At 46.7% G+C, this 24,185-nt stretch carries 20 protein-coding genes; 2 read left to right on the forward strand and 18 right to left on the reverse strand.

The window, feature by feature from the left end:
- Window positions 1-77: 77 nt before the first annotated feature.
- The 16 genes from mutY to PPO43_RS08280 all read right to left on the reverse strand — a co-directional run bounded on the left by mutY (window position 78) and on the right by PPO43_RS08280 (window position 19,390).
- Window positions 78-1,145 carry an A/G-specific adenine glycosylase gene (gene mutY / locus PPO43_RS08205; protein ID WP_272616712.1) on the reverse strand — a complete coding sequence of 356 codons (1,068 nt, stop codon included), beginning with the start codon at window positions 1,143-1,145 and terminating at the stop codon, window positions 78-80.
- A gap of 385 nt (window positions 1,146-1,530) precedes the next feature.
- The gene (locus tag PPO43_RS08210; RefSeq protein WP_272616714.1) at window positions 1,531-3,009 is read right to left on the reverse strand and encodes a DUF2341 domain-containing protein; all 1,479 of its coding nucleotides are present in this window, start codon (window positions 3,007-3,009) and stop codon (window positions 1,531-1,533) included.
- Window positions 3,010-3,116: 107 nt separating this feature from the next.
- Window positions 3,117-4,121 carry a leucine-rich repeat domain-containing protein gene (locus PPO43_RS08215; RefSeq protein ID WP_272616716.1) on the reverse strand — a complete coding sequence of 335 codons (1,005 nt, stop codon included), beginning with the start codon at window positions 4,119-4,121 and terminating at the stop codon, window positions 3,117-3,119.
- 8 nt (window positions 4,122-4,129) lie between these two features.
- Entirely contained in the window at window positions 4,130-4,645 is a 516-nt protein-coding gene (locus PPO43_RS08220; protein WP_272616718.1) for a hypothetical protein, read from the reverse strand.
- Between the two features lie 128 nt (window positions 4,646-4,773).
- Entirely contained in the window at window positions 4,774-5,955 is a 1,182-nt protein-coding gene (locus PPO43_RS08225; protein ID WP_272616720.1) for an efflux RND transporter periplasmic adaptor subunit, read from the reverse strand.
- 446 nt (window positions 5,956-6,401) lie between these two features.
- Window positions 6,402-10,751, reverse strand: a complete 4,350-nt coding sequence (locus tag PPO43_RS08230; RefSeq protein WP_272616722.1) for a CusA/CzcA family heavy metal efflux RND transporter — start codon at window positions 10,749-10,751, stop codon at window positions 6,402-6,404.
- 104 nt (window positions 10,752-10,855) lie between these two features.
- Window positions 10,856-12,055: a DUF3570 domain-containing protein gene (locus PPO43_RS08235; RefSeq protein WP_272616724.1), complete on the reverse strand. Its 1,200-nt coding sequence runs from the start codon at window positions 12,053-12,055 to the stop codon at window positions 10,856-10,858.
- 287 nt (window positions 12,056-12,342) lie between these two features.
- Window positions 12,343-12,555: a DUF4266 domain-containing protein gene (locus PPO43_RS08240; RefSeq protein WP_272616726.1), complete on the reverse strand. Its 213-nt coding sequence runs from the start codon at window positions 12,553-12,555 to the stop codon at window positions 12,343-12,345.
- Complete coding sequence (locus PPO43_RS08245) at window positions 12,545-13,534, reverse strand: FAD:protein FMN transferase (RefSeq protein ID WP_272616728.1); 990 nt, start codon at window positions 13,532-13,534, stop codon at window positions 12,545-12,547. Before PPO43_RS08245 ends, PPO43_RS08240 begins: the two co-directional genes overlap by 11 nt.
- A 261-nt stretch (window positions 13,535-13,795) precedes the next feature.
- Window positions 13,796-14,221: a thioredoxin family protein gene (locus PPO43_RS08250; protein WP_272616730.1), complete on the reverse strand. Its 426-nt coding sequence runs from the start codon at window positions 14,219-14,221 to the stop codon at window positions 13,796-13,798.
- 11 nt (window positions 14,222-14,232) lie between these two features.
- The gene (locus PPO43_RS08255) at window positions 14,233-14,703 is read right to left on the reverse strand and encodes a QcrA and Rieske domain-containing protein (protein ID WP_272616732.1); all 471 of its coding nucleotides are present in this window, start codon (window positions 14,701-14,703) and stop codon (window positions 14,233-14,235) included.
- Between the two features lie 142 nt (window positions 14,704-14,845).
- On the reverse strand, window positions 14,846-15,265 hold the full coding sequence (locus tag PPO43_RS08260) for a hypothetical protein (RefSeq protein WP_272616735.1): 420 nt from the start codon (window positions 15,263-15,265) through the stop codon (window positions 14,846-14,848).
- 94 nt (window positions 15,266-15,359) lie between these two features.
- Entirely contained in the window at window positions 15,360-16,634 is a 1,275-nt protein-coding gene (locus tag PPO43_RS08265; RefSeq protein ID WP_272616737.1) for a hypothetical protein, read from the reverse strand.
- Window positions 16,635-16,806: 172 nt separating this feature from the next.
- Window positions 16,807-17,223, reverse strand: coding sequence for a TraR/DksA family transcriptional regulator (locus PPO43_RS08270; RefSeq protein WP_272616739.1), 417 nt, complete (start codon window positions 17,221-17,223; stop codon window positions 16,807-16,809).
- A 296-nt stretch (window positions 17,224-17,519) separates the two neighbouring features.
- Window positions 17,520-19,052: a glutamate--tRNA ligase gene (gene gltX, locus PPO43_RS08275; RefSeq protein ID WP_442985450.1), complete on the reverse strand. Its 1,533-nt coding sequence runs from the start codon at window positions 19,050-19,052 to the stop codon at window positions 17,520-17,522.
- A 71-nt stretch (window positions 19,053-19,123) separates the two neighbouring features.
- Window positions 19,124-19,390, reverse strand: a complete 267-nt coding sequence (locus PPO43_RS08280; RefSeq protein ID WP_272616743.1) for a hypothetical protein — start codon at window positions 19,388-19,390, stop codon at window positions 19,124-19,126.
- A gap of 127 nt (window positions 19,391-19,517) precedes the next feature.
- On the opposite strand from PPO43_RS08280, the gene PPO43_RS08285 reads away from it, so the two are divergent.
- A complete protein-coding gene (locus PPO43_RS08285; protein ID WP_272616745.1) occupies window positions 19,518-20,612 on the forward strand; it encodes an endonuclease/exonuclease/phosphatase family protein in 1,095 nt (364 codons plus the stop codon).
- 342 nt (window positions 20,613-20,954) lie between these two features.
- Window positions 20,955-22,739 carry a T9SS type A sorting domain-containing protein gene (locus PPO43_RS08290; RefSeq protein ID WP_272616747.1) on the forward strand — a complete coding sequence of 595 codons (1,785 nt, stop codon included), beginning with the start codon at window positions 20,955-20,957 and terminating at the stop codon, window positions 22,737-22,739.
- 263 nt (window positions 22,740-23,002) lie between these two features.
- On the opposite strand, the gene PPO43_RS08295 is transcribed toward PPO43_RS08290, so the two are convergent.
- Window positions 23,003-23,371 carry a four helix bundle protein gene (locus PPO43_RS08295; protein WP_272616749.1) on the reverse strand — a complete coding sequence of 123 codons (369 nt, stop codon included), beginning with the start codon at window positions 23,369-23,371 and terminating at the stop codon, window positions 23,003-23,005.
- Between the two features lie 69 nt (window positions 23,372-23,440).
- Window positions 23,441-24,169: a RadC family protein gene (gene radC / locus PPO43_RS08300; RefSeq protein ID WP_272616751.1), complete on the reverse strand. Its 729-nt coding sequence runs from the start codon at window positions 24,167-24,169 to the stop codon at window positions 23,441-23,443.
- Window positions 24,170-24,185: the final 16 nt, after the last annotated feature.

A 24,185-nucleotide genomic window follows, 5' to 3' on the forward strand; every position in this document is an offset into this window, starting at 1 on the left:
TCTATAATTTTAGTATATCTGTGTTTTACAAAAGTATGTTTATTATTTTAAATTCGCAACTGTCAGTAAATTTTTTATCAAAAAAAGGCCAATTGTTTCTGCTCCCAATATTGAGCAATCAAACGAGGCAAAGGATAGTCGGCCCAATCCTGAACTTCTACTAGCTCCCAATCTTCTGCTAAAGCCTGATTTAGAGGCGCTTTGGGCCATAAAAAACGCGCAATGATTTTCTGATGCGAGAGCTGCTGCTGCTCTTGTCCCGATAATAAAGCCCAATCTTGCTCCTCTAACTCCCAATGCGCCCAAAGTGATTTCAATTCACTAGTTTTTAAGGACTTATCCAACTCGATCATCGGAAATTCATATAAGCCCTGCCAAATGTCTTTTTCTTGCCGCTTCCTCAAATAATAGCCCCCATTGGCCCCCCGCCAAACGAAGTAGTAAAAGTAACGCTTCCTAATCTGGATTTTCTTCCCCTTTTTGGGCAGCTCCAACTGCCGATTTTTGGCCTTGGCGCCACAGTTTTCCGCTAAGGGACAATCTCCACAACTAGGGTTTTTAGGCCGACAATGCAAGGCCCCAAAATCCATCATGGCCTGATTGTAATTGGCCGGATCATCTTCCCATAAAAGCGCCTGCGCCTTGGCCTTAAACCACTTTTTGCCCGCACTACTATCTATCGGCAACTCTTGCCCAAAATAACGACTCAATACCCGATATACATTGCCATCCACTACCGCATAAGGCAAATCATAAGCAAAGGAGGCAATGGCCGCTGCCGTGTATTCTCCAACTCCCTTCAAACTCAATATATCATCGTAGTTGTCTGGAAAAGTTCCCCCATAATCTTCAATAACCCGAATAGCACTGGCCTGTAGATTTCGCGCCCGCGCATAATAGCCCAAGCCCTGCCAAAGCTTCATCAATTTCTGCTCCTCACTCTCTGCCAATTCTTTTACCGTTGGATAAGCCGCTATGAATCGCTCATAATAAGGTAAGCCCTGCTCCAAACGAGTCTGCTGCATGATGATTTCCGCTAACCAGATTTTATACGGATCTTGGCCCTCTTTCCAAGGCAAATAACGCCCCTCCCGCTGCTCAAACCACTCCCTAAGCTTCTCCGAAAAGTAAAGGTCTATATCCATTTTTTTCCTTTTTCTCAAATGTACAATTTTTTTGGGGCCTCCGCTGCGGCTTCGCCTTGCGGCGCTATGTTGCGGGGCTCGCTGATCGCTCGGCCCTTCGGCGGCAAAGCCGCCTCGGTCTGGCCTACGGCCACCCTTTCACATCGCTAGGCCTGCGGCCCTTCGGGCCTGTAGGAGGCAACTAGTAAATAGGATAGAAAAAGGCCCAAAACCTTAGTGTTCTGGACCTTTTTGCGGTTGGGTAGGGCGCGTAGCGCCCGCAGGCTGAGGGATGGAAAGTGGTGCGGCGAAGCCGCAGACCAAGGCCGTTAGGCCGCAGGGCCGAGCAGACTTGCGAGCCACGACACAGCCCGACCCGCCCGCAGGGCGGGGCAGCCCCAAATCATTATAATTTTACTAGCGGAAGAAGTTGGTAAATTCCATTTTCCCCCTCAATCAGTAGGCGATATTGCCCCGCAGGCCAAGGACTCAAATCATATTGTAGTCTTTGATTTTGGCTGAGCTCTAGCTTGTTCTGCTGTAGCAATTGGCCCAAATTATTGTAGAGTTTGAGCGTATAGCGGCCAGCAGGCCAAGCCGCCTGAATAGAGATATTTGCTTGGCTAGGGTTGGGCCAGTAATGCAACTTGCCCCAGCTTTGTTCAGCTTTTTCTTGGGCCAAAATAGCAGAATAATACCATTGGCCATTTGTATTTTGCCAAGCCAAACGAAAATAGCGCTCTTCCTGATGATTAGGGGAAAAACGCTGGCTAGAATTGGGGTTGCTCCATTGGGCCAAAGGGCTGAAATCTATCCCGTTGGGGCTCATTTCTAGTTGTAGTTCTGCAATATCATCTAGGCTAGAAAAGGCCCAAACTAAGTCTTTATTTTCCCAGCGGAAAAAGCGGAGTTGGCTTTCGGAAAGTAGAATTTCCTCTAAGGTATAGCTAGGTTCTAGCTCAATAAATTGGCCGATAGCGATATAATCAAAAAAGTAATCTCGTCCCCCACGGAGGGCAATGCGGTCCACGCCGCAATAGGTGTTATCAATGCGATTGTCAAGGCCTAGACTAACTTTATCATCATTAAAAAGCTCGGCTTGGATGCGGCCAGAGCTACAATCTCTACGGATTTCTGTGCGGTACCAAACGCCTCTAGGTTGACTAAGTGTGGGGCCAGTAGCATTAGAGGCTGCTCCTGCATTTCTGCGCTCAATACCAAACTCAGAAGAGCCTGTAACATCGGCATTTCGGCGGAGGCTATAGCCGTTGAAGCTGGCATTTTCTAGGCCGTAGCGGTTCCAGCTGCAATCAGGGAAATTGGCAGCTCGAATTTCTCTACCAATAAAGCGATAGTTATTTAGGCTGCTGCCAATGGACTTCCAGCCTCCTTGAGGATCGCAGGCGCCAGTTTTTCGGAGAACGACATTGGGGGCAAATGTACTAGCATCTTGTTGAATCACACCACTTGAAATGCTATTCCAGCCCGAAAAGCTGCTGAAATCATCGAAAAAAATGAAGGTAGCGGGTCCATTACTAGCGGAACTAGCGGTAGGATTATCGTAATAGACATAAACATCGGTATTGGCATTGGCGGCCAAGTTGGGGAGTTCTAGCCAGACAATTGCGCCAGAAGCATTTTGGAAAGTTTCTATCCAAAAATCAATAAGCGTAGTTCCATCTTGAGTTGTAAATCGAAGGTCGGCAAACTGAGGGTCCATCCCTGTTTGGTAGAGCAAATCTACTCGGATTTGGTAGTTGTTTAGGGTATTGCCAGCGTTTTCTTGGATAGCAATGCGCTGCCGTTGGTTCCAGCCGTTTAGCCATTGGGCCGATAAAGAAAAGCTAAAGAAAAGGAGGAGTAGGGTAAGTGGAATAAATCGCATACATTTTTAGATTTGTGACAAAAGGAGTTATACTTGTTTGGCCGCAAATCTATCAATGTCTGTGAATTATATAGCTGTGTTTGAGTTAAATTAAAAAAATTTTTTTCTTAAAAGTCCCAAATCAAATCCTCTAAATGACCAATAGCGGTTTGAATTTTAGCCTGCCATTGATGTTCGTCATGGGGTTGGATGCCCGTTCCAAAAAGGGAAAGCGCCCGTAGGTTTTGCCAGCCTGCCAAGTTTTTGGGCAAGCCATTTAGGGGCGTATCATTGAGGTTGAGGGCTTCTAGTTGGGGGAGCTCGCAAATAAACTCGGGCAGTTGGCCCAGGCGAGAGAGGCCCACTAGATGTAGTGTATTTAAGTGGGGCAAAAGGGCTAAACTAGAAGGAAGTTCTAATAGTGGCGCCTCTCTGAGGGCCAAAAAATGGAGTTTTTGGAGCTGTCCGAGCTCTTGGGGCAAAATCAAAAGGCCTTTCCCTTGTAAAATGAGGCGTTCCAAATTGCGCAGCTCAAAAATGACCATGGGAAATCGGTCTAGGCCATCAAACTGAATAAATAATCCCTTGAGCTGCTGGAGCTGGGCGAGGCTAGCGGGGAGGCTAGAGGCCCGTTGAAAAGAAATTGAAAGCTCTTCTAGGAGATGGAGTCGCTCGATGCGTTCGGGCAGACGGATCAATAAATTGCCTTCTAGGTGAAGGGCTTTAATTTGTCTGAGCGACCAAAAATGATCGGGCAATTGGGCTAGTTGGTTATGGGCCAGATTAAAGGTTTTGGCTTGCTGAAAATGCAGTAAAAAGGGAGGAAACTTCCGCAACTTATTGCGGCTAATATTAACCTCTTTGGCCAAGGGGGCCAAAGCCTGCAAGCAATCGGGTAGCTCAAATAGGCCCAAACCTGATAATTGCAATCCCTTTGCTCGAATTTGATCAAAGAGTTTGGGAAAACTATAGAGCGCCCGAAATTGCTCCTCATAAAAAGCGAGACAATCTTGTAATTGCTTGAAGCGGGGACGAAGATCTTTGCCTTCGCCTTTAGCTAGCAAAAGCGCTAGTTCCATGTTTTCTGGCTGTCCAGAATAGAGAAGGGCCTCTATGTTTTCCCAATCACTCATCTGTTGATCTATTTTTCTACGCTAGGGCGTTGCTCAATGGCTTTGTACATATCCTGAATAGCTTCTTGGCTATAAGCGGTTACGGTGCTAGACGTCATGCGAAACTGTTGGTCTCCTTGGATATAGAAGTACTCAAAGTTGTAAAATTTGGTGCTATCACCTTCATATTGTTTACTAAAGATAAAGCCGTTATCATCTTCGCTAATGATTTCAAAGCCTTTGCTCACGGCCTTAGTTTCTTCTCTTTGTTGGTCTTTGAGGCTGCTTACATTGGTTGTTTCGGCCCCTTGACCATAGAGGTAAACCTGAAACTCTTCCCCTTCCATCGTAATTTCATGGGGTAGAATTCCGCCTGTTACTTTTTTAATATTGAGTTGTTCTGGTCCACGTACTTTGAGCATGACGCCAAAGGGGGCCAAATCATATTCTTTGGTAAATTTTTCTTGGGGGGCGCTTTCTCCTCCACAGGCGGCAACTAGGGCTAGCCCCAAAAAGAGCAGGGCAGCATAAAGACTATTCTTCATTAAGATTTTCGGTTTATTTCAAATAAATAAAAAGACCTTTAAAGGTAGAAAAAAAGCCGCTCTTAGTAAACCTAAGAACGGCATATTTGCCTAGGGGAGGCCTAGGCGTTTAGTTTCGCTTACCTTGCTTATTCGCCTTCTTCCTTATTGGAGGAGGCGCCTAGATAATAGGCACCTTGAAGGACAACAGGCCGTCCTTTTAGTTGTTGGCTAATGTTTGGACTGTAATAAAAGTCATCATATTGCTGGGCATCAACTAAGGGAAGGGCCTCAAAAAAGTATTGGCCATTTTCTGTTTTGGCCAAAGCATAAAAATAGGCTTGTTCGCCAAGTTGATAGACTGCTGTGGCGGGCAAAACCAAGGCTTTTTGATGGCCCAAATGCAGTTTGGCATCCATATAAAGGCCTTCTACCAAATTAAAGGGCAGGCTATCGAGGGCCAAGCGCACCGAAATACTTTTTTTGTTGGCCCCAAAGGCTTGGCCTAGGCGCAAGACTTTGGCGCTAAGGGCGCGTTTTCCCATTGGGCCCGCCAAGCTGAGTTCTACCTTTTGGTCTTCTTCCAATAAGGGCCAATCTTTCTCAAAGACTTCGAGTTCGGCCTGCATTTTTTTGTTGTCTACAATGCTCAAAAGGGGCTGTCCTGCGCTTAGGCTTTGGCCCAAACTGAGGTTCAGCTCGCTGATATAGCCCGAAATAGGGGCTTGCAGCCAATAGTGTCCAGCTTGGGCCGAAGAAAACTGATTCAATTGATTTTGGCGAATATTCAGTTCTTTTTTCATGCCGTCTAAGCTGGCTTTGGCCTTATTTACTTCTAGTTGGGCCTGTTCCAAGGCCTTGCCCGAGTTGATTTGTTCTTTGGCCAGTGCTTCTTGGCGCTGCAAAGCTTTTTCTAGGTAAAATAGGGCCTGTTCAGCCTCGGCAATTTGGCGTTCCAATTGGCTTTTTTCTAAAAGCAGTTGTTGGTAGCCCAAGCTTTCGATTTGCAAAATGGCTTCTCCTTTTTGTACGTATTGGCCCTCTTGTTTGCGGATGCTCAGAAGCTTTCCAGGTAGTTCTACGCTTAGGCTGGCTTTGGCGCCTTCGGGCAAGCGGCTATAAGCACCCAATTTGATGCTATTTTCTAGCTCATGTTCTTGAGCTTGGCCCCATTCCAGTTTAGATTGTTTGAGCTGGGCGTCGGTCCAAACGATATATGGACTTTTGGGGCTGGCTGTTTGTTCTTCAGCGGCTTTTTTTTCTTCAGTTCCACAAGCGCTAAGGCTTAGGATAAGGCTAGCAACTAGCAAAAATGGATATACGGATTTCATACAATATTTTAGTTTTGGTCTTTTTAATATTTTTTTGGGGCTGCCCCTCGCTTTGCTCGGGTCGGGCTGTGTCGTGGCTCGCAGTTCTGCTCGGCCCTGCGCCAGCAAGCTGGCTGGGTCTGCGGCTTCGCCGCACCACTTTCCATCCCTCAGCCTGCGGCGCCTTCAGCGCCTGTCCGCCGCAGGCAAAGGCCAAATAGAAGTCCTGTCACCTTCTATCCAAGAATGGCCGAGAAGTTAATTTTATGAGGGTTTTAACCCTCATTTATAGATCATTGCGAAGCAATACAGCATTTTTGCTGTAGGTTTCAACCTACAGTAAAAAAGGCCTAGCGATGCGAAAGGGGGCGGCGAAGCCGCAGACCAAGGCCGTTAGGCCGCAGGGCCGAGCAGACCTGCGAGCCCTGAAGCGTAGCGCCGCAGCTTTGCTGCGGAGGCCCCAAGTCTTAATTCCCTTCAGGTAAAAAACGGCCGAGCAAATAATCGAGTCGGTCCATCGCTTTATTCAGTTCCCAGTTATAATTGCAGCCTTGTTGTTCTAGGGTCAAATATTGTTGCAAGGCCTGTAAATAGGCCAATTGTTCGATTTCGCCCAGTTCAAAAGCGCGTTTCATCTTTTGGAGATATTCCTTTTGGGGTTGGGCGGCGCTACTCTCCCAATTATTGAGCGCTTGTTGATAAAAATCTACGGCCATCTTCAGGCGGAGATATTCTTGGCCCAGGGCGGCGGCTTTTTGCTCGGCCCTTTGGCCTAGGGCTTGGGCCTGTAATTCTAGGGCGGCCAGTTCCTTTTTTCGGTTTTTGCGGCCCAAGATAGGGGCATTCAATCCGAGTCCAATTTGTTGGTAGCGGGGGAGGCCAACCGTTTCTAGTTGTTGGTTTTGGGCCTCTTCGCGCATCGATTGGATTTGATAATTGAGGCTAAGGCGGGGGCGATAGCTAGCTTTTTCTTGTTTTTGCATCAGCTTAGCCTGTTGTTGAGCAATTTGGGCCAACAGCAGCTCAGGTTGTTGGGCCAGCAGGCTACTATCCTGTGTTTCGAGCAGGCGGCTTTGCCAAGTAGGGACCTCAATTTCGGGCAATTCGTCTAGGCCCAAGAAAAATAAAAGCGATTGTTCCAATTGTTGTAAGACCAATTGGAGCTGTCTATTTTGTTCGCTCCATTGCCAAAGCAGGCGCTCTAGCGTAAGGGCCTTAAGCGGAGAGCTCTCGCCCAATTCGGCTTGTTTTCTCAGTAGCTGAAGTTGTTGTTCCAGCAGTTCTAGATTTGATTGGTAGATTTGGGATAGCTCCAGATAATAGGCCCGTTGAGAAAGCAATTGTTGCAATTCATAGGCCCAGCTCTGTTGTTCCAATTGGAGTTCAATTTGGGCCATCTTCCAATTTTGTTCTCGGGCTTGGGCTTCTAGGCGCCAAGCCAAAAGAGAGGGCAGTTGTTGTTCAATCCCAAAAGACCAGTCATTTTCTGGGGTATTGATTTGGCCCCAGCCCAATTGGAAATTAGTAGGCGACCAGTTGCGTACTCCGCCTTTGCGGGCTTGTGCTGCCGCCAATTCTGATTGCTTGGCTTGGATCAGGCTCCAGTTCTCTTGGCCCAAGGCTCTAAGTTCTGCGTAGCTTTTGGCTTCTTGGGCTTGCAAATGAGTAGCGGCCAAAAGCAAAAGGCCAATCATCAGGACTGATTTCGGTGCTTTTTTAAAGCTCAATCGCTCGCTGTAATAATATAAAATGGGCAAAACAAAGAGGGTTAGCAGCGTAGCCGTCAACAAACCTCCAATGACCACTGAGGCCAAGGGTTTTTGGACCTCTGCGCCAGCGGCCTGACTTAGCGCCATGGGCAAAAAGCCCAAAGCCGCCACCGAGGCCGTCATCAGTACAGGACGTAGACGAAGCTTACAGGCCTGTAGAATGCGTTCTTCCAAACTCAAATCAGGATTCTTTTTTAGTTCATTAAAGTAGGCAATCAAGACAATTCCATTTAATACCGCCACACCAAAAAGGGCAATAAAACCCACAGCGGCAGAAATACTAAAGGGCATATCTCTAAGCCAAAGCGCCCAGATTCCACCAATGGCCGAAAAGGGAATTGCTGTGAAAATGAGCAAGGCTTGGCCTATAGAGTGAAAAGTGAAATAGAGCAGCAAAAAGATGAGGAAAAGGGCTAGCGGCACAACCACCAATAGGCGTTGGCTGGCGTCTTCCAAATTCTTAAACTGTCCGCCATAGCTGAGGTAATAAGAGGCCGGCATTTGAAGTTGAGGTTCTACCTTAGCTTGAATCTCTTCTACCACAGATTGCACATCTCGTCCCCGCACATTAAAGCTGATGACGATTCTTCTTTGGCCCTCTTCTCTAGAAATTTGAGCGGGACCTTCTACAAAGTCGATTTTGGCCAAATCGCCTAGCTGGATTTGTTCTCCAGAGGGGAGGGGGAGGAGCAAGGATTTTAGCGCCTGAATATCTTGGCGGTCTTTAGCCGCTAGGCGAATAACTAGATCAAAACGGCGTTGTCCCTCTTGTATTTGGCCCAAAGTACTTCCAGCAAAAGCGGCCTCTAAAATTCGGTTGAGGCTACTTACATCTAGTTGGTAATAGGCCAAGCGCTCGCGGATATATTCAATGCGGATTTGAGCCAAGCCACTAACGGCCTCTACTCGCACATCTTCGGTGCCTTCTACGCTAGCCAGTTTCTTTTGGACCTGCTCGCCCAGTTGGCTAAGAGTGGCCAGGTCTTCGCCAAAAATTTTAATGGCCACATCTGCCCGAACGCCAGTCATTAGCTCATTAAAACGCATTTGGATAGGCTGGCTAAATTCCGTGGTCAATTCTGGAATTTGTGCCAAAACGGCCTGCATTTTCTCTACCAGTTCTTCTCTATTTGTTGCTGAAACCCAATCATCATGATCCTTTAAAATAACCATACCATCGGCTACTTGCATGGGCATGGGATCGGTAGGTACCTCGGCACTACCAATTTTAGAAACGACCTGTAAGACTTCAGGAAAGTTGTCTAGAAGTAGCTTTTCTGCTTTTCCACAAACCTCTATTTCTTGCTCCAAAGAGCTGCCTTCGGGGAGAATGAATTGGGCGGCTAAATCGCCTTCGCCAAGGGTAGGAATAAATTCTCCGCCCATTTGGCTAAATATCCAGCCACTAAAGCCCAAAGCTAGAATAGCTAGGCCCAAAATAGGCGCTTTGACCCGCATCACTAAGGCTAAAACTGGACTATAGGCCTGCTCCAAAGCTGCGACCAAGCGATCAGAGAAACTCGCTTTTTGAGGGATCTTTTTAGAGAGAAATAGGGCCATCATCATGGGTACATAGGTCAAGGATAGAATAAAGGCCCCCAAAATGGCAAAGGCCACCGTTTGGGCCATGGGCACAAACATTTTTCCTTCCACCCCTGTCAAAACGAGAATGGGCAGATAAACAATCAGGATGATGATTTCGCCAAAAGCTGCTGTAGATCGGATTTTGGAAGCCGATTCATAAACCGCTTGATCCATTTCTTCTGCAGTCAGTCGCTTTTTCTGCTGTTGATGCAAAAAGTGGATGGCCGCTTCTACAATAATCACCGAACCATCTACAATCAACCCAAAATCAATGGCTCCCAAACTCATCAGGTTACCACTTACGCCAAAAAAGTTCATCAGGCTGATGGCAAAGAGTAGCGATAAGGGAATAACTGAGGCTACAATAAGGCCCGCCCGCAGATTACCAATGAGCAAAAGCAAAACAAAAAGTACAATCAAAGCCCCCTCAATAAGGTTGGTGGCAATGGTAGAGCTGGCTTTATTGACCAAACGAGAGCGATCTAAAAAGGTAGTGAGCTCTACGCCTTCAGGTAATTTGGCTTTAATCTCTTCCATTCTGTTGCGAACGGCCTCAATGACCTTGGCACTATTGGCTCCCTTGAGCATCATGACAATCCCCACAACCACTTCTCCATGTCCATCTTTGGTGGCGGCACCATAGCGCATAGGGCTACCAAACTTAAAATCGGCCACTTCCTTGAGCAAAATTACTCGGCCTTCTTCCGTTTGGCCCAAATGAATTTGGCCCAACTCCTCTAAGCTCTGAATTTTACCCACTGCTCTAATGAAATGCGCATAGGGTTTATGATCAATATAGGCCGCACCCGTATTTTCATGGTTGTTCTCTAAGGCAGACATTACATCGAGTAGCGAAAGGCCCAAAGGACGCAAGCGCTCAGGATAAATGACCACTTCGTATTGCTTGAGTTCGCCCCCCAAGGTGTTGAGCTCAGCCACTCCCGGAATGCCTAGTACCTGCGGCTTGATGACCCAGTCTTGAATGCTTCTGAGTTGCATGGCCGAAAATTGCTCTTCAAAGCCCGCTTTGGCGCTTAAACTATACTGGTAAATTTCTCCCAAACCAGTACTTACAGGCCCCAAACTGGGCGGGTCTACTCCTGAGGGGAGTTCTACCTGCCCAATCCGCTCGTTTACCTGAGCTCTGGCCCAATAGGGATCTACAGATTCATCAAAGACTAGGGTTACTACTGAAATCCCAAAGCGACTAATAGAGCGAAGTTCCACCAAATGCGGAATAGATTTCACGCTCTGCTCTAAAGGAAAAGTGACCAATTGCTCCATCTCTTGAGTCGAGAGCTGTGGCGCATTCGTAATGAGCTGCAATTGATTGTTGGTGATGTCTGGCAAGGCGTCTATGGATAGCGAGCGGAGATTGTAAATCCCCAGCAGCAAAAGGGCCAAAACGCCTAAACCCATCATCAGCTTGTTCTTAATACTCCAAAGGATGATTTTGTCTAACATGACGTACTTATAATGTGATAATAATGATGTTTTGCGGGAAGTGATTAGCTATGCTTTCCTTGCAGCTCAGGGGAAAGCTGCGAGAAAAGCTATAAATCAGTGTTTTATTCTAAACTAAAGGCAAGATGTAAGGAAGCAACAAAGGCTTCTAGGCCCGTGCTTCTTTGGTAATAGGCCAATCTGGCCGCAATCGATTTGAAAAGAACCACTCTTTTGCTTTTCAAAAAGGCTTGGCTGCGCAATAGACCAAAAGCAGGCGCATAACGGAAGCCCAAACCAAATTGCTGAGAATAAAAGGCCGATAGATCATAATCAGAAGTGTAAAAGCTCGAGTTGACGCTATGCTCCGCAAAGGGCGCAAAATAATCGGAGGCCGTTTGCTGATGGTAGCGATAAAAGGCCTGTAGATTGAAGTTAGGATGCAGTTGAATGGGGATTTCCAATTCTAGGGTATGCCCCTCTACCCCAAAGTCATCCCAGTAATAGCGGTAAAAACTGCGCAAGATGAAGTATTCATTGAGGTAATAATGTAAGCGAATACTAGCCGGGATTTTGCTCCGCAACGCAGGCAAACGCTCGATATCCAAACTCAAATCCTCAAAAAAGACCCGATGAAAGGGCGTAGATAACAGCCCCGCCATCCGAATGTATTCAACATTGGCAATGGCTTGCAAACTGGGCGTGATCATCTGGCTGTAGGCCAAAGAAAAACTCAAACTCTGCCGGTCCGAACGTCCCGCATCTACAAATCCCCGAAGCTCTCGGGGGTAAATTAACTTCCAGTTATCCTGAAAAAGCCCAAAGTTGAAGGCCAACTGACTGTTGCCCGCATAAAAGTCTTTTTTGATGCCCAAATTGGCCGAAACCGACTGATAGTCGTACTCTGTCGAAAATCCACCGCCAACAGCTAACTCTAATCCCTGCCGCAACAATTTATGCTGATAACTCAACTGCCCATAGGCCCGAGTATCCTGGGCCGAAGCCGAAGAGGGATTGTTGTCAATTTCATCCGTAGAGGCCGAGCTATAACTATCGGCCCCAGCCTGCAGCTGAATCGCCTTATTTTTATCTAAAGGGACATACAACTGCACTTTATTGGCCACATCTTGCAATTTTTCGGTCCCCTGACCACCCTGTACCGCCCCATTTTGCCCATCTTGCTGGTAGTAGCTGCTGAGCAAATCGGCCGTGATGGCTCGACTATTCGCCGGGATTTTATAGCTGCTGTCTTGTGCCGCTTGCTGCGCCCAACTACTAGCCGCTATGGACCAAAATACTAGGCCCAAAAGGTATATCTTATTCATAATTTCATCTTTAATTTGCCAAATATTATGGATTTGGGGCTGCCCCTTCCGTCGGGTTGAAACCCAGCGCAAAGCGGTATCGCTTTGCGAAGCTATACAAAATGAGGGTTGAAACCCTCATGAGCTATCGGGCGGGTCGGGCTGTTTCGCAGCTCGCTATTCGCTCGGCCCTGCGCAAAATTCGCTTCGCTCATTTTGCTGGGTCTGGCGCTTCGCGCCACTGCTGTCCATCCCTCAGCCGACGGCCCTGCGGGCCTTTGCAGGCGGCGAAGCCGCCTTTTTGGACCTTAATTGCAGCCGCAGCCGCCTCCCGTCTTTCCCGAGTTGGCCCCAGAGGCCCCCTCTCGATAAGATTGAAAGTTGGTCTCAAAGCTTTGCTCTTTCTTGGGCGAAAGCTCCATCTGGGCTTGCCGCAATTGCATTTGCTGGTAAGCTTTTACCGATTGGCAGCTGCTGAAGAGCCCCGCCAAAGCCAGTAAAAGAATAAGTTTATTGATCATCTCTCTTGATTTCAATGTTCTTGGAGCAGCGATAACTATTATCGCTCAACCAAATAAAAGCTTCTATTTGGTCCAATTGGTCAATGAGTGCTAGCCCTTTGTCGGGCCCCAAAACAAAAAGGGCCGTGGCCAAGGCATCGGCCAATTCTGCAGAGGGACAAAGGACCGAGGCCGATTGAATGCCCTGCGTGGGCCGCCCCGTCTTGGGGTCAATGATATGCGCATAGCGCTCTCCTTGGTAATAGAAGAATTTTTCATAATCGCCAGAGCTCACTAGGGCCTGCCCGTTTAGCTGGAGATAGCCCAAAGGCGGCGCTTGTTTGTTTGGCGAAAGAATTTGAATGTTCCATCCTGTTTTTCCGGGAGGTTGCCCCCAGCAGTTGAGGTCGCCACTAGCATTGACCAAACCAGCCGTTACTCCAGGCATCTTTTGCATTAGAGCTTTGGCCTTATCGGCTGCATAGCCTTTGCCTAGGCCCCCAAAACCAATTTGCATTTGGGGATCGGGCAGATAGACCGTTTGGGCCAGCTCATCTACTTGGATGCTTTGCCAATTGGCGGAGCTAGCTTTGGGCGGCATTTCGGGCCATTTTTCCAAAGTTTGCCCCTTAAATTGCCAAGGCGAATTTTTGGGGGCAAAACTAATATCAAAGGCGCCATCGGTTAGGGCCGAGATCTTTTTGGCCCTTTGGATCAGGGTCAAAAGCTCTAGAGGCACCCGAACGGCTTGTTGTCCCGCTTGCGCATTGATTTGGCTAGTAGCCGAATTGGGCTGCCAAGAAGAAATCAGTTCCTCGATGCGTTGCATTTCGGCTATGCCAGCGGCCAAAGCCGCTTGGGCTTGTTCCTCTTCTTGAGCAAAAACCTTTACTTCAAACCAGCAGCCCATCAGTTGAAATTGCTTTTGGGCCAATTCCTGAGCGGAAAGGCGCCAACTGTAAATCGAAAGCAGCAATAAGAGCAAATAATGAATTGGCATAAGAAGAAGAATTTTGCGTGTAGAAGCGGGCGAAGCCCGCTGGCCTAGCGATGTGAAGCAGGGCGGCGAAGCCGCAGACCGAGGCCGCTTGCGGCCGAAGGGCCGAGCAGAACTGCGAGCTGCGAAACGTAGCGCCCGCCGCAGGCGGGAGGCCCCAAAAATAGCTGCGAGCTGCGCAACGACAACAAGGTCTTTAGACCGCAGTTCGACGACTGAAAGGAGTAACCGCCCGCCGCAGGCCCCAAAAACAGGAAAGAAAAATTAGGGCAGCAGTTTTTTCAGGGCTTCGATAAAGAAATCGGGGCCTTCATGATGGTACTTAATCTCGCCTAAAACATCGCCTTGGGGAGAGAGCAGGACCACCGTTGGAAACTGTGCAAAGGGGTTATATTTTTCGGACAGGGCCTCATTTTCGGCACGGATTGCCTCGCCTTGCAATTTTTTATTCTTTTTGCGGACGGGGAAATCGAGATAGAGGTAAGAAAACTCTTTATCCACCAGTTGGAGAAAGGCGTCTTGGCTGAGGACCTCTTTATGTAGGCGTTTGCAGGGGGCGCACCAATCGGAGCCAGAAAAGACCAGTAAAATGGGCTGTTCTTTAGCTTTGGCGGCCTCAAAACGCTTTAATTCTTGGGCCCAGCTGCTGCTTGCAAAAAGCAGGGCCAGGCAAACAAATAGATATTTCATTGGGGAGCTGTTTAGGAGAACACGCGGAGCATTTGGCCGTTGAGTTCTGTTTGATAAATAGTGAGATTGCGGCTACCTTCTGCATTTAGGCCTTGGCCAGAGAGGTCAAATCGGGCGCTATGGTCGGTACAGAACCACTCATTATTGCGTAGGACGATCTCGTAGCTACCTTCATGGCTACAGCGTTGGGTCGCGGCCACATAATTGCCGTCATTATCTTTGGCTACGACTACGCGATCTTGGATAATATAGCCTCCATTTTGTTGGAGATTGGCGTAGGTAGAATCGGATAAATCGATGGTGAAATCCACATTTTCTGTGGGGGTAAAATCTTCATCATCTTTTCGGCAGCCGCCAAAACAGCCAGCGGTGAGGGCGAAAAAGGCGCCAGCGCCTAGGGTTTTCAAAAACTCTTTACGTTGCATAGGAATATATTTATGGATAAGACAATGTGTTTGGGTCGTATCTAATAAGATACGCAAAACTGGGCCTAAAGGCTTATAAACAAGGTCTTAGGGCATAAAAAATCCGCTAGCTGTCTATATACAGTAGCGGCGATCTAGACCTAAAAATTAGGCCTGGCAAAGGCTGATAAGGGCCCCATTGCAGGGCTGCAGCAGTTACCTATCCATAAATAGGGGGAGCTCGACCAGCTTGATTACTGGTGAGAAGGCGCTCTTGGGCGCTTTGATAATTAAAAGAGGCTGAAGGGCTGGCAAGTTGGGCCAAAAACTTAGCTAAGAGGGCTTGTTCTTGGGCAAAATGCGAGATGAAAAGTAGTTGAAAACTACCTTTGGCCGCTTTATTTTGTTTTTCGGCAATAGAATCTTTGGGAGTAACTTCACTTTGCTCCTCTTCTTGTTCTACAAATTGGAAGGCCTCCTCTTGTCCGTGAGCTAGACTACTATGTCCTTCAAAAAGAAGGTGCAACCAATTCATAGGATGCTCCTCCTCTGCTCGGTCGTGAGCATGAGGGATACAGTTGTGTGCGAGGAGCAGCAGGCAACTGAAAAAGAGCAGATAAGAATGGATTTTAAATGACATAGAAAACATCTAGATCTATTGAAGTCACTAATAAACAGCTTTTAATGAAAAAAACTAGTGATCCTGGTCGAAATAAGGGCAAATTAACAAACTTTTAAAAATCGCTAGCGGCCCCACCTGCAGAGAAGTCGTCATCATCATCATTGTCATCGTCCTCTATTTCTTCGTAATCATCAGGATTATTATAGTAATCAAGAAAATGTTCATCCATATCGTCTAGATGTTCGTGATCAGAAGGTGGGTTGAGACGTTCAATTTCTTCTTCTAGTTGGTAGAGGCGTTCGCTGGGGCTTTCCTCCCAGTCTAGGCGGTAAATATATTCTTGTAGGCGAAGTTTGGGGCAGTAAACGAGTCGTTCTTGGCCTTCTTGTAAGAGTTCGATAGCTCTGGGGAGCGTTTGTAGTTCATCGGCTAAGAGTTGGGCAAAATAGAGAATATGTTGTTCTGAGTGCAGGCCATTATCCCAAGCGCCTTGAAAATAATCTTTGGCGAGTTGGGGATCGCCTAGAGATTGCCAGACGATTCTTGCTTTTTCGGCTAAAAGAAGGGGCGATTCCCAATCTTCAGGGCTAAGGTATTGCATAGCGAGTTGGACCTCTTCTTTATCTAGAGCAATTTGGGCCAAAAGAAAATGAGCGGCCTCGTTTCGAGCCTGCATAGAAAGGGCAATGTCTATGAATTGTTTGGCGCGTTCGCTTGCTTGTAATTTGTGATAATTTTGGGCTAAAGCCACATAATACTCTGCCTCATAAGGAGATTCTTCAACGCATTGGTTAAGGCTTTGAATAGCCGAGGAATAGTCTTCTACTTGATATTGGAGTTGGGCCATGTTTTTCCAAAGCAAGAGTGATTTTGGAAAATGCTTTAGGCCTTCTTCATAGCATTCTAGGGCTTGTTCTTCACTTTCAATTTGAGCATAGCGCTTGGCTTGAAGTAAAACTGCTGTTTCATTTTCATAGAGCTGAGCCCCTAGCAAATGCAGTAATTCTTCTGCTAGATCTGGTTGTTTGAGGACTAAAAAAAGCTCTTGGGCTTTTTGAACAAGTTGTTTGCGGAAGTTCGGCAGCTCTTGGAAAAATGGCGTGAAGAGTTCTTGGTTTTGCATGAAATGCTCAAAAAACGACAAGAGTTGTTCATTATCCTGTGCATCTTGATCAAAGAAAGCTAAGGCTTGCCAATAAAGTTGAGCCTCAGCAGAATTATGCAGTAATTCCTCAATCTTGTCTTCTTCTGTATGCCCTAATTTATAAAGGGCCAAAAAAGCGATAAAATAGGGACCTTGGCTATTGGGCCAAGGGGCCGTTTGGTCTTGTAGTAGGGCCTGAGCATAGAGGCGTTCATCTTGGCTAAGGCGGCTCCAAATGGACATATACAATAGTTTATAAGAATGAGCTCATTTAGAAAGAACAGAAAAGAACCATCTTTAGCTGAGCGCTAGAATGAAGACAAATTTACGCTTTTCGCTGCAAACAATGGGAAATAAAAAAGCGCTAGTTCCTTTTTCAAGAAAACTAGCGCAACAGTCGAAACAAAACGGCTATCTAAGAGCGGCGAATCACCTTGCGGGGCTTGTCGCCTTTTTCTTGTTGCTTCCCCTCTACCGTTTTGGTAGCATGAGGAACCAAGGCCAAACGCTCTTTGCTAATGAGTTTGCCCGTAATGGTACAAACGCCATAGGTTTTGTTATTGATACGGATGAGTGCATGCTCCAAATCGCGAACAAAACGCTGCTGTCTAGCCGCCAATTTGTTTAGATGCTCTCTTTGCCAATTTGAGGCGCCATCATCAAAGGTGCCTGCACGATTCTCATCACCACTGTTGTTGAGTTCCGTCAATTGAACTTTCAGTTCTTCGAGTTGCTGTTTAGCCTCCTCGAGCTTCTTGTCAATGACCACCTTAAACTCAGCAAGGTCCTCATCGCTATAGCGATTCTTGGCTACATTTTCTTGTTTGCTCATAAGCGCAGAATTTAATAACGTAAATTTGGGATATGGGATAGTTTGAGGGATTGGGTTCTTAACTTATATTAAGTCCCAAAAGTTTAACTAATACGCTTTAAAAGGAATAAAAGTTGGATTTTAACCGCCTTTTTTAGCTTTTGCCGCATATACTCCTTTAACTTTTGCGAAATTTAATGCTTTTGAAGTATAACTGCTAGTTTTAGCAAGTAAATATTTTGTTTCTTTTTAAGGTGGCAAGCTTCATCTATTCTTCACAAAAAAGGCGCTAGCTGCATACAGCTAGCGCCTTGATATTATTGGGCGTCACAAAAAGCCATAAAGGCTTGAATGCGATTTTTGTTTTCTTCTGGACCAAATAAGGCGGCCATCTCAAAAACATCAGGCCCCTGCATCGTTCCCGAAAGAGCAAAGCGAAGGAAGGGGAGCAAATCCCCAAACCCTAGGCTGTTGGCTTCCATGAAAGCCGTTACCGCTGTTTTAATTGCAGCTGCATCGGATGCAGCAAGCAGCTCGGGCAACTGACCAAAGAGTTCTGCCCGCTCCGCTGTCCATTTCTTAAGAACCTTTTTCTTGAGGTTTTTGGCCTCATTGGCTAAGGTGTCCTCATAATTGGGCGCTCCAAAGAAGTATTTTCCTACCGTCAACATTTCAGTCAGGAAATGTACCCGCTCTTTGAGCATGGCGGCAACAGCTTCCAAATAATTAAGCGAAAACTCTTGCCCCTGCTCTGCCACCAAAGGCTGCAGTTCTTGAGCAAGTACTTTGTTCTCTGTGGCCATCAAATATTGCTGGCTAAACCAACGAGCTTTCTCAAAATCAAAACGCGCCCCACTTTTACTGACTTTTTCTAAGTCAAAGGCTTCTACCAACTCCTCTAAACTGAACATCTCGCGATCTCCCTCTGGATGCCAACCCAATAAGGCCAAAAAGTTGAGCACTGGAGCAGGCGCAAAGCCCCACTCTCTAAATCCTTTGATCTTTTCTTGCCCCTCTTGCTCAAAATCAAGAGGAAAAACAGGCATTTCAAATTTAGCCGCATCCCGCTTGCTGAGCTTCCCATTGCCCTTGGGCTTGAGAATTAACGGAAGATGCGCAAAGGCGGGACGACTCTCTTCCCAACCCAAATAACGATAGAGCATCACGTGCAAAGGCGTGCTGGGTAACCACTCTTCCCCACGAACAACATGGCTGATTTTCATCAAATAATCATCCACAATGTTGGCCAAATGATAGGTGGGCATTTGCTCAGTCCCCTTATACAAAACTTTGTCATCCATGTCGCGGCTGTTGTAACGCACCACGCCCCGAATCATATCTTCAAAAACGATTTCTTCTTCAGCAGGCAACAAAATCCGAACAACGTAGTCACCACTAGCCACAAGCTGATCCACTTCTTCTTGCCCTAGCGTTAAAGAGTTGCGCAATTTCATCCGACTTTCTGCATCGTACTTGAAATTTGGCTCTTCCTGACGAATCGCATCCAATTCCTCTGCCGTGTCAAAGGCATAATAAGCATAGCCACTATCCAATAGTTGCTGCGCATATTTTGCATACAAGGCTTTGCGGTCAGATTGGCGATAAGGACCATATTCTCCACCTTCTACTACCCCCTCATCAGGCGTCAAACCCAACCAAGCCAAGGCTTCATTGATGTAGTCCTCAGCTTCAGCCACAAAACGCTTGCGGTCGGTATCCTCAATCCGCAAAATGAATTTTCCACCCATTTTTTTGGCAAAGAGATAATTGTATAAGGCGGTACGCACACCCCCAATATGTAGGGCTCCAGTTGGACTAGGTGCAAAACGCAGTCGTACTTGCTGAGACATCATGGCTTTTTTACTATTTTGCTAAATCTGAAAAGGTTATTGTTTTGGGGCCTCCCGCCTTCGGCGGGCGGTTACTCCCTTCGGTCGTCGAACTGCGAACTAACGTTCTTGTTGTCGTTCGGCAGCTCGCTATCAAGGGGCCTCCCGCCTTCGGCGGGCGCTACGTTCGGCAGCTCGCTCTTCGCTCGGCCCTTCAGCGGCTTTGCCGCTTCGGTCTGGCGCTGCGCGCCACTGCTGTCCATCGCTAGGCCGTTGCTGGCTTCGCCAGCTAGGGCCATACCCCTTCGCTTTTCGGGGGCAAAGATAGGCTTTTTCAAAAACTTCTCTCTCTTCCTCAAATTTTTATGGCCCTATGCTTCAAGATTCTTCCAATTTCTATCTTTGACTCGCTTTAACTAGTTGCTAAGTACTACTTTTAGTCTAGCTCCCAAAAAGTTTGTTATTACCTCTTTGATATTTTGTAGGATGAAAATTGTTCGCTATCTGAGGGCCTTGTCGGTCCGCCTTTTACTGCTACTAAATTTGCCCTTTAGTATTTTGCTTTTACTCTCTTATTTGGCCCCAATTATTCCTCCTACGAGCAATAGCTATTTGGCTATTTTGGCCTTGGGTTTCCCTTTTTTGCTCTTGGCCAATTTTGCTTGGACCCTCTTTTGGCTCTTTAGAAGAAAACGACTGTTTTATTTGCCCGCCATTTGCATTTTGTTGGGCTTCCCTTACTTTTCACAGACCTATGGACTGCGCTTTTCGGCCCAGCAGGCCGCGCCCAGCGGCTTCCGAATGATGAGCTATAATATGCGCTATTTTAATACGGGCCTATACCGAAAAGAGCAGGATTGGCTGCAGGAACAAAATCGCTTTTTGGCCTATCTCAGAAAGGAAAATCCCCATATTTTGGCCGCTCAAGAGTGCTCTGGTAGGGGAGGAGCTTCGACTCAGCGCTTTCAAGATAGTTTGGCCAAAATGGGCCTGTCTTATCAGCATTTGGGAGGCGGGAGCAGCTTGGGCATCTTTAGCCGATATCCTTTAATCAATTTGGGCCAAATACGCTTTGAGGGCTCGCATAATGGGGCCATCTTCGCCGATTTAATTGGTCCAAAAGATACTTTTCGACTTTATTCTGTGCATTTGCAATCTACCCGCTTGGGCCAAGATGCAGGAGAGGTCCTAAAAAAAGAGAATCTAAAATCATTAAACGATAAGAAAACCCAAGATACTTATTATCGCATTGGTTCCAAGTTGAGTAATGCTTTTGAATTGAGGTGTATTCAGGCCCAAGCCATTGCCAAGCATGCGAGTTCTTCGCCGCATCCAGTATTTATTTTGGGCGATTTTAATGATACGCCTCTTTCTTATACTTATCGTTTATTGGTCAAGGGAAGAAAAGACAGCTTTATTGAGCAGGGAAGTGGTTTGGGGGCTAGTTATGCTGGAGCCTTGCCTGGCTTGCGGATAGATTACATTTTGTTGCCTGAAGCTTGCAAAGCTCATAATCATCGGTTGCAGGCCAATGCTATATCTGATCATCGGGCGGTAATTTCGGATTGTGAGTGCCCCTAGTGGTCTATTGGTCCAAGAAAAAGGCGGCAAAGCCGCCGCCAAGGCGCGAAGCGCCTCGGCTGAGGGATGGACAGCAGTGGCCGCAGGCCAGACCAAAGCGGCAAAGCCGCTGCAGGGCCGAGCGAATAGCGAGCTGCGAGACAGCCCGACCCGCCCAAAGGGCGGGGCAGCCCCAAAAAAAGAAGTATAAAGGAGTGATTATTTTTGCCCAACCCTTCTGTTTTAGGTCGTGTTTACAAAACTGTGTTGCTAAGGACAGCATAAAATTATTACTCAAGCATTAGCAGAGCCTCATTCTTAAATGAGTTCTGTATTTTGCAATTTCATTTAAAAAAAAGCCAAATGTCAAAAATCTATCAATTGTTTGCAGCTGCTTTTCTGCTGTCATCATCGGTCCTTACGGCCCAAAATATTGTATCTACCGCGGCTCAGCCGCAGACCCATTTGCTAGAGGGCATTACGGGAGTCAACTGTTACTATTGTGCGCAAGAGTTGGCGGAGCTTAAGGATTTGGCACAGACTCATAACTTTGTTTTTAGCCAGTTGCATACATCGGCTTTTGCACAGCCTCAGAATGGGCAAATTGATTTTCGGAATGCTACGGCTGATGCTTTGGGTGATTTAGCGGCTTATGATCAATTGCCTGCGGCAATGATTAACCGCAAAAATATGGGGAATTTGGCCCAAGCAACGGGCAGCTTATCAGTTTCTTTGGCAGATTGGGAAACAGCCTTGAATAGCTTGGGGACGGCTAATGCTGCAGTAAATTTGGGTTTGGATGCTAGTTTGGATTTGAGCAATGGGCAGCTTAATATCGTGGCGGAAAGTTATTATACGGCTGATAGTCCCACGGACACGAACTACTTGCAAGTTTACATCTTGCAAGATAGTGTGTTAAGTACTCAGGCGGGAGCTGCGGATTTAAATCCCAATAATCTGACGGCTGAGGGGCTTTATTGGCAGCGCAATGTTTTGCGTATGCAATTGCCTTTGGTTTCCTTAACTCAGACGGCTGCTACAAGTTTTCAGGCTGATAGTTTTCAGTTGAGTTTACCCGATTCATTTCAGGGCGTAGCGCTAGACTTTGCTCAGTTGCGCATTTTGGCTTTGGTCAGTACTGCTGAGCAAGGAGAAGTATTGAATGCGGCTGAAATTCGTCCTCGGTTGACTGGTCCAAATCCTTTTGCCAGTAGTATTGTGCAGGGGCAATGGGCGGAGCCATTTAATAGCATTTGTGGGAGTACGGCCAGCTATCAGTTGTTGGTAAAAAATTTGGGGACCAGTTATATTGATAGTCTAGGTGTGAGTTATGACTTGAACTTGGGCCAAAGTTCGGGGAGTCAACAAGTAGTTTTACAGCCTAGTTTGGCCCCAGGGTATAGTCAAATTATTGTGGTAGAAGATATTCCAGGTTTTTTGCAAGCCAATAATAGCTTGGAATTAAGTATTAGCGAAATTAACGGTTTACCCAATCCCAATGTAAACATTGTGAATGATGTCATTAACCAAGCGCCCAGCTTCCAATCGGATAGCGCAGTGGGGCAATTGCGAGTAGTTTTTGATAATTATCCAGAGGACGTGAGTTGGGAACTTCGTGACCTTAGTGTGGATAGTTTGGTCCTTTACGGTGATAGCATTGATGCTGTGACAGCTAGTGTTGTTCAGGATTTTGACGCTGTTTCGGGACATTGTTATGAGTTTATTATCCAAGATGCTTTTGGCGATGGTATTTGCTGTGGTTATGGATTAGGTTATTATACGCTTGAAATTGGTGGGTTAACCATTGATAGTAGCGGTAGTTTTGGGGCTCAAGGAGGGCTACGTTTTAGTTGGCAAATGGGACCAACGGCAGTTGAGCAGCTTAATAATTTGTCGGGTAAAATTTATCCTAATCCTTCTACGGGATATTTGCAACTAGAACTAAATAGCGAAGTAGCCACAGCGGCTCAACTAGATGTTTATAATCTATTGGGCCAGAAAGTACGCCCTAGTAGTTCTTTGGAGCTATATGGCGGCGCCCAGCAATTACAAATTAACTTAGAAGACTTGCCCAATGGGAGTTATCAGTTGATTGTGCGAACAGCAACTGGGCAGTTTAGTAAACTACTGTTGATACAAAAGCCCTAGGGGGCAATTTGGCCAAATAGTTTTGGAAGTCTACAAACAGCCATAGGCCTGCTCTTGCGAGACAGACCCATGGTACTAACCAAAACAAAACAAACATTAAAACCATTAAAAAACCACTAAAATGAAAAGTCTTTTTGAGACTAAGCAGCCTGAATATTAGGCGGCTATAAATTGGAAATCATCAAGAAACTGGGATAAAACTTTGTTTGTAGGGCGGGGCGCTTATGCGCTCTGCCTTTTTTAGCCCTTAAAAGGGAGTAATTCTAATCTAGAGGAGCAGTTTGCTTGCGCAAATGCTTGACTAGGCCGTAGAGAACAGCGGCAGCCTCATTGGCTTTATTTTCTAACTCTTCTTGGTCCCTGGGACGAATAAGCTCGATTTCTTGGCCCAAAGCCAGCATGCTTCGGCATTCGCTTAGGCTTTGGCGAGCATCTAAAAGGTATTGTTCTTGGGCCATTTTGTGAAATTGCTCTTGGCCTAAGGCCACTTGATTGAGTGCTCGACTAGCCGTGAGTAAAAGGCTGTCTTTATACCAGCTCTCGGAACAATTTTGTAGACTTTGGTGCAGGCTTTTACAGAAACTAGCTGTTTTTTGCCAAACCAAGCTTTGTTTGAAATTGGGGTAAGCCATGAAATAAATTTAATTGGGGTGAGCAATAAGGATCGCTTTCTGGGGTGTTTCTTTTTTATGTGGGCCTCGCTAAGAGGGCATAAAGCCATCATCGGCAAAGCTGCAGTAGTCAGTAGCCGCAATAATTATATGGTCCAAAACCTGAAGATCTAGAATGCGGGCACCTTGGCAGAGCTTTTCGGTGAGTTGGATATCCGCTTGACTAGGCGTTTTATTACCAGAGGGGTGATTATGGACCAAAATCAAAGCGCAGGCGCGCTCATATTCCAAAACTCGACGAAAGAGTTTTTTGGGATCTACGGCCGTACTTGCCAAGCCGCCCTCACTCAATTGCAATTTGGCCAAAACTCGGTTGGCTCTATTGAGCAAAAGCACCCAAAACTCTTCATGGGCCAAATCCATGACCAAAGGAGCCGCCAAGCGATAAGCTTCCGCCGATGAGCGAATGACTGGCCGAGATGGAAGAGCCGCTGATTGACGTCTTCTCCCTAGCTCTAAAGCCGCGGCTATACGGATGGCTTTGGCTTGGCCCACTCCCGAAAATCCCTTTAGCTCCCGAAGAGAAAGCTCTCCCAAAACCTGTAAATTGTTTTCTACCTTTTTGAGGATTTCTCGGGCCAATTCTACAGCCGTTTTGCCACTACAGCCAGAACTCAGTAAAATGGCAATTAACTCCGCATCGCTGAGTTGAGCACCACCTTTTTCTAAAAACTTTTCTCTGGGCCGCTCCGCTACCGCCCATTCTGTTATAGGGCGATGACGATAGCTAGCTTGCTGGGGTTGAATGGGTTCATCCATGGGATAACTGCTTTTG

The organism is Saprospira sp. CCB-QB6, from assembly GCF_028464065.1.
Lineage (GTDB): Bacteria > Bacteroidota > Bacteroidia > Chitinophagales > Saprospiraceae > Saprospira.

What these genes read in the sequence shown, in the direction of transcription:
- PPO43_RS08250 (WP_272616730.1), bottom strand. Translation starts at nt 14,221, where the DNA reads ATGAAATATCTATTTGTTTGCCTGGCCCTGCTTTTTGCAAGCAGCAGC.
- PPO43_RS08270 (WP_272616739.1), bottom strand. Translation starts at nt 17,223, where the DNA reads ATGAGCAAACAAGAAAATGTAGCCAAGAATCGCTATAGCGATGAGGAC.
- PPO43_RS08240 (WP_272616726.1), bottom strand. Translation starts at nt 12,555, where the DNA reads ATGATCAATAAACTTATTCTTTTACTGGCTTTGGCGGGGCTCTTCAGC.
- PPO43_RS08245 (WP_272616728.1), bottom strand. Translation starts at nt 13,534, where the DNA reads ATGCCAATTCATTATTTGCTCTTATTGCTGCTTTCGATTTACAGTTGG.
- PPO43_RS08215 (WP_272616716.1), bottom strand. Translation starts at nt 4,121, where the DNA reads ATGAGTGATTGGGAAAACATAGAGGCCCTTCTCTATTCTGGACAGCCA.
- gltX (WP_442985450.1), bottom strand. Translation starts at nt 19,052, where the DNA reads ATGTCTCAGCAAGTACGACTGCGTTTTGCACCTAGTCCAACTGGAGCC.
- mutY (WP_272616712.1), bottom strand. Translation starts at nt 1,145, where the DNA reads ATGGATATAGACCTTTACTTTTCGGAGAAGCTTAGGGAGTGGTTTGAG.
- PPO43_RS08290 (WP_272616747.1), top strand. Translation starts at nt 20,955, where the DNA reads ATGTCAAAAATCTATCAATTGTTTGCAGCTGCTTTTCTGCTGTCATCA.
- PPO43_RS08230 (WP_272616722.1), bottom strand. Translation starts at nt 10,751, where the DNA reads ATGTTAGACAAAATCATCCTTTGGAGTATTAAGAACAAGCTGATGATG.
- PPO43_RS08285 (WP_272616745.1), top strand. Translation starts at nt 19,518, where the DNA reads ATGAAAATTGTTCGCTATCTGAGGGCCTTGTCGGTCCGCCTTTTACTG.
- PPO43_RS08210 (WP_272616714.1), bottom strand. Translation starts at nt 3,009, where the DNA reads ATGCGATTTATTCCACTTACCCTACTCCTCCTTTTCTTTAGCTTTTCT.
- PPO43_RS08260 (WP_272616735.1), bottom strand. Translation starts at nt 15,265, where the DNA reads ATGTCATTTAAAATCCATTCTTATCTGCTCTTTTTCAGTTGCCTGCTG.
- PPO43_RS08225 (WP_272616720.1), bottom strand. Translation starts at nt 5,955, where the DNA reads ATGAAATCCGTATATCCATTTTTGCTAGTTGCTAGCCTTATCCTAAGC.
- PPO43_RS08295 (WP_272616749.1), bottom strand. Translation starts at nt 23,371, where the DNA reads ATGGCTTACCCCAATTTCAAACAAAGCTTGGTTTGGCAAAAAACAGCT.
- PPO43_RS08265 (WP_272616737.1), bottom strand. Translation starts at nt 16,634, where the DNA reads ATGTCCATTTGGAGCCGCCTTAGCCAAGATGAACGCCTCTATGCTCAG.
- PPO43_RS08235 (WP_272616724.1), bottom strand. Translation starts at nt 12,055, where the DNA reads ATGAATAAGATATACCTTTTGGGCCTAGTATTTTGGTCCATAGCGGCT.
- PPO43_RS08220 (WP_272616718.1), bottom strand. Translation starts at nt 4,645, where the DNA reads ATGAAGAATAGTCTTTATGCTGCCCTGCTCTTTTTGGGGCTAGCCCTA.
- radC (WP_272616751.1), bottom strand. Translation starts at nt 24,169, where the DNA reads ATGGATGAACCCATTCAACCCCAGCAAGCTAGCTATCGTCATCGCCCT.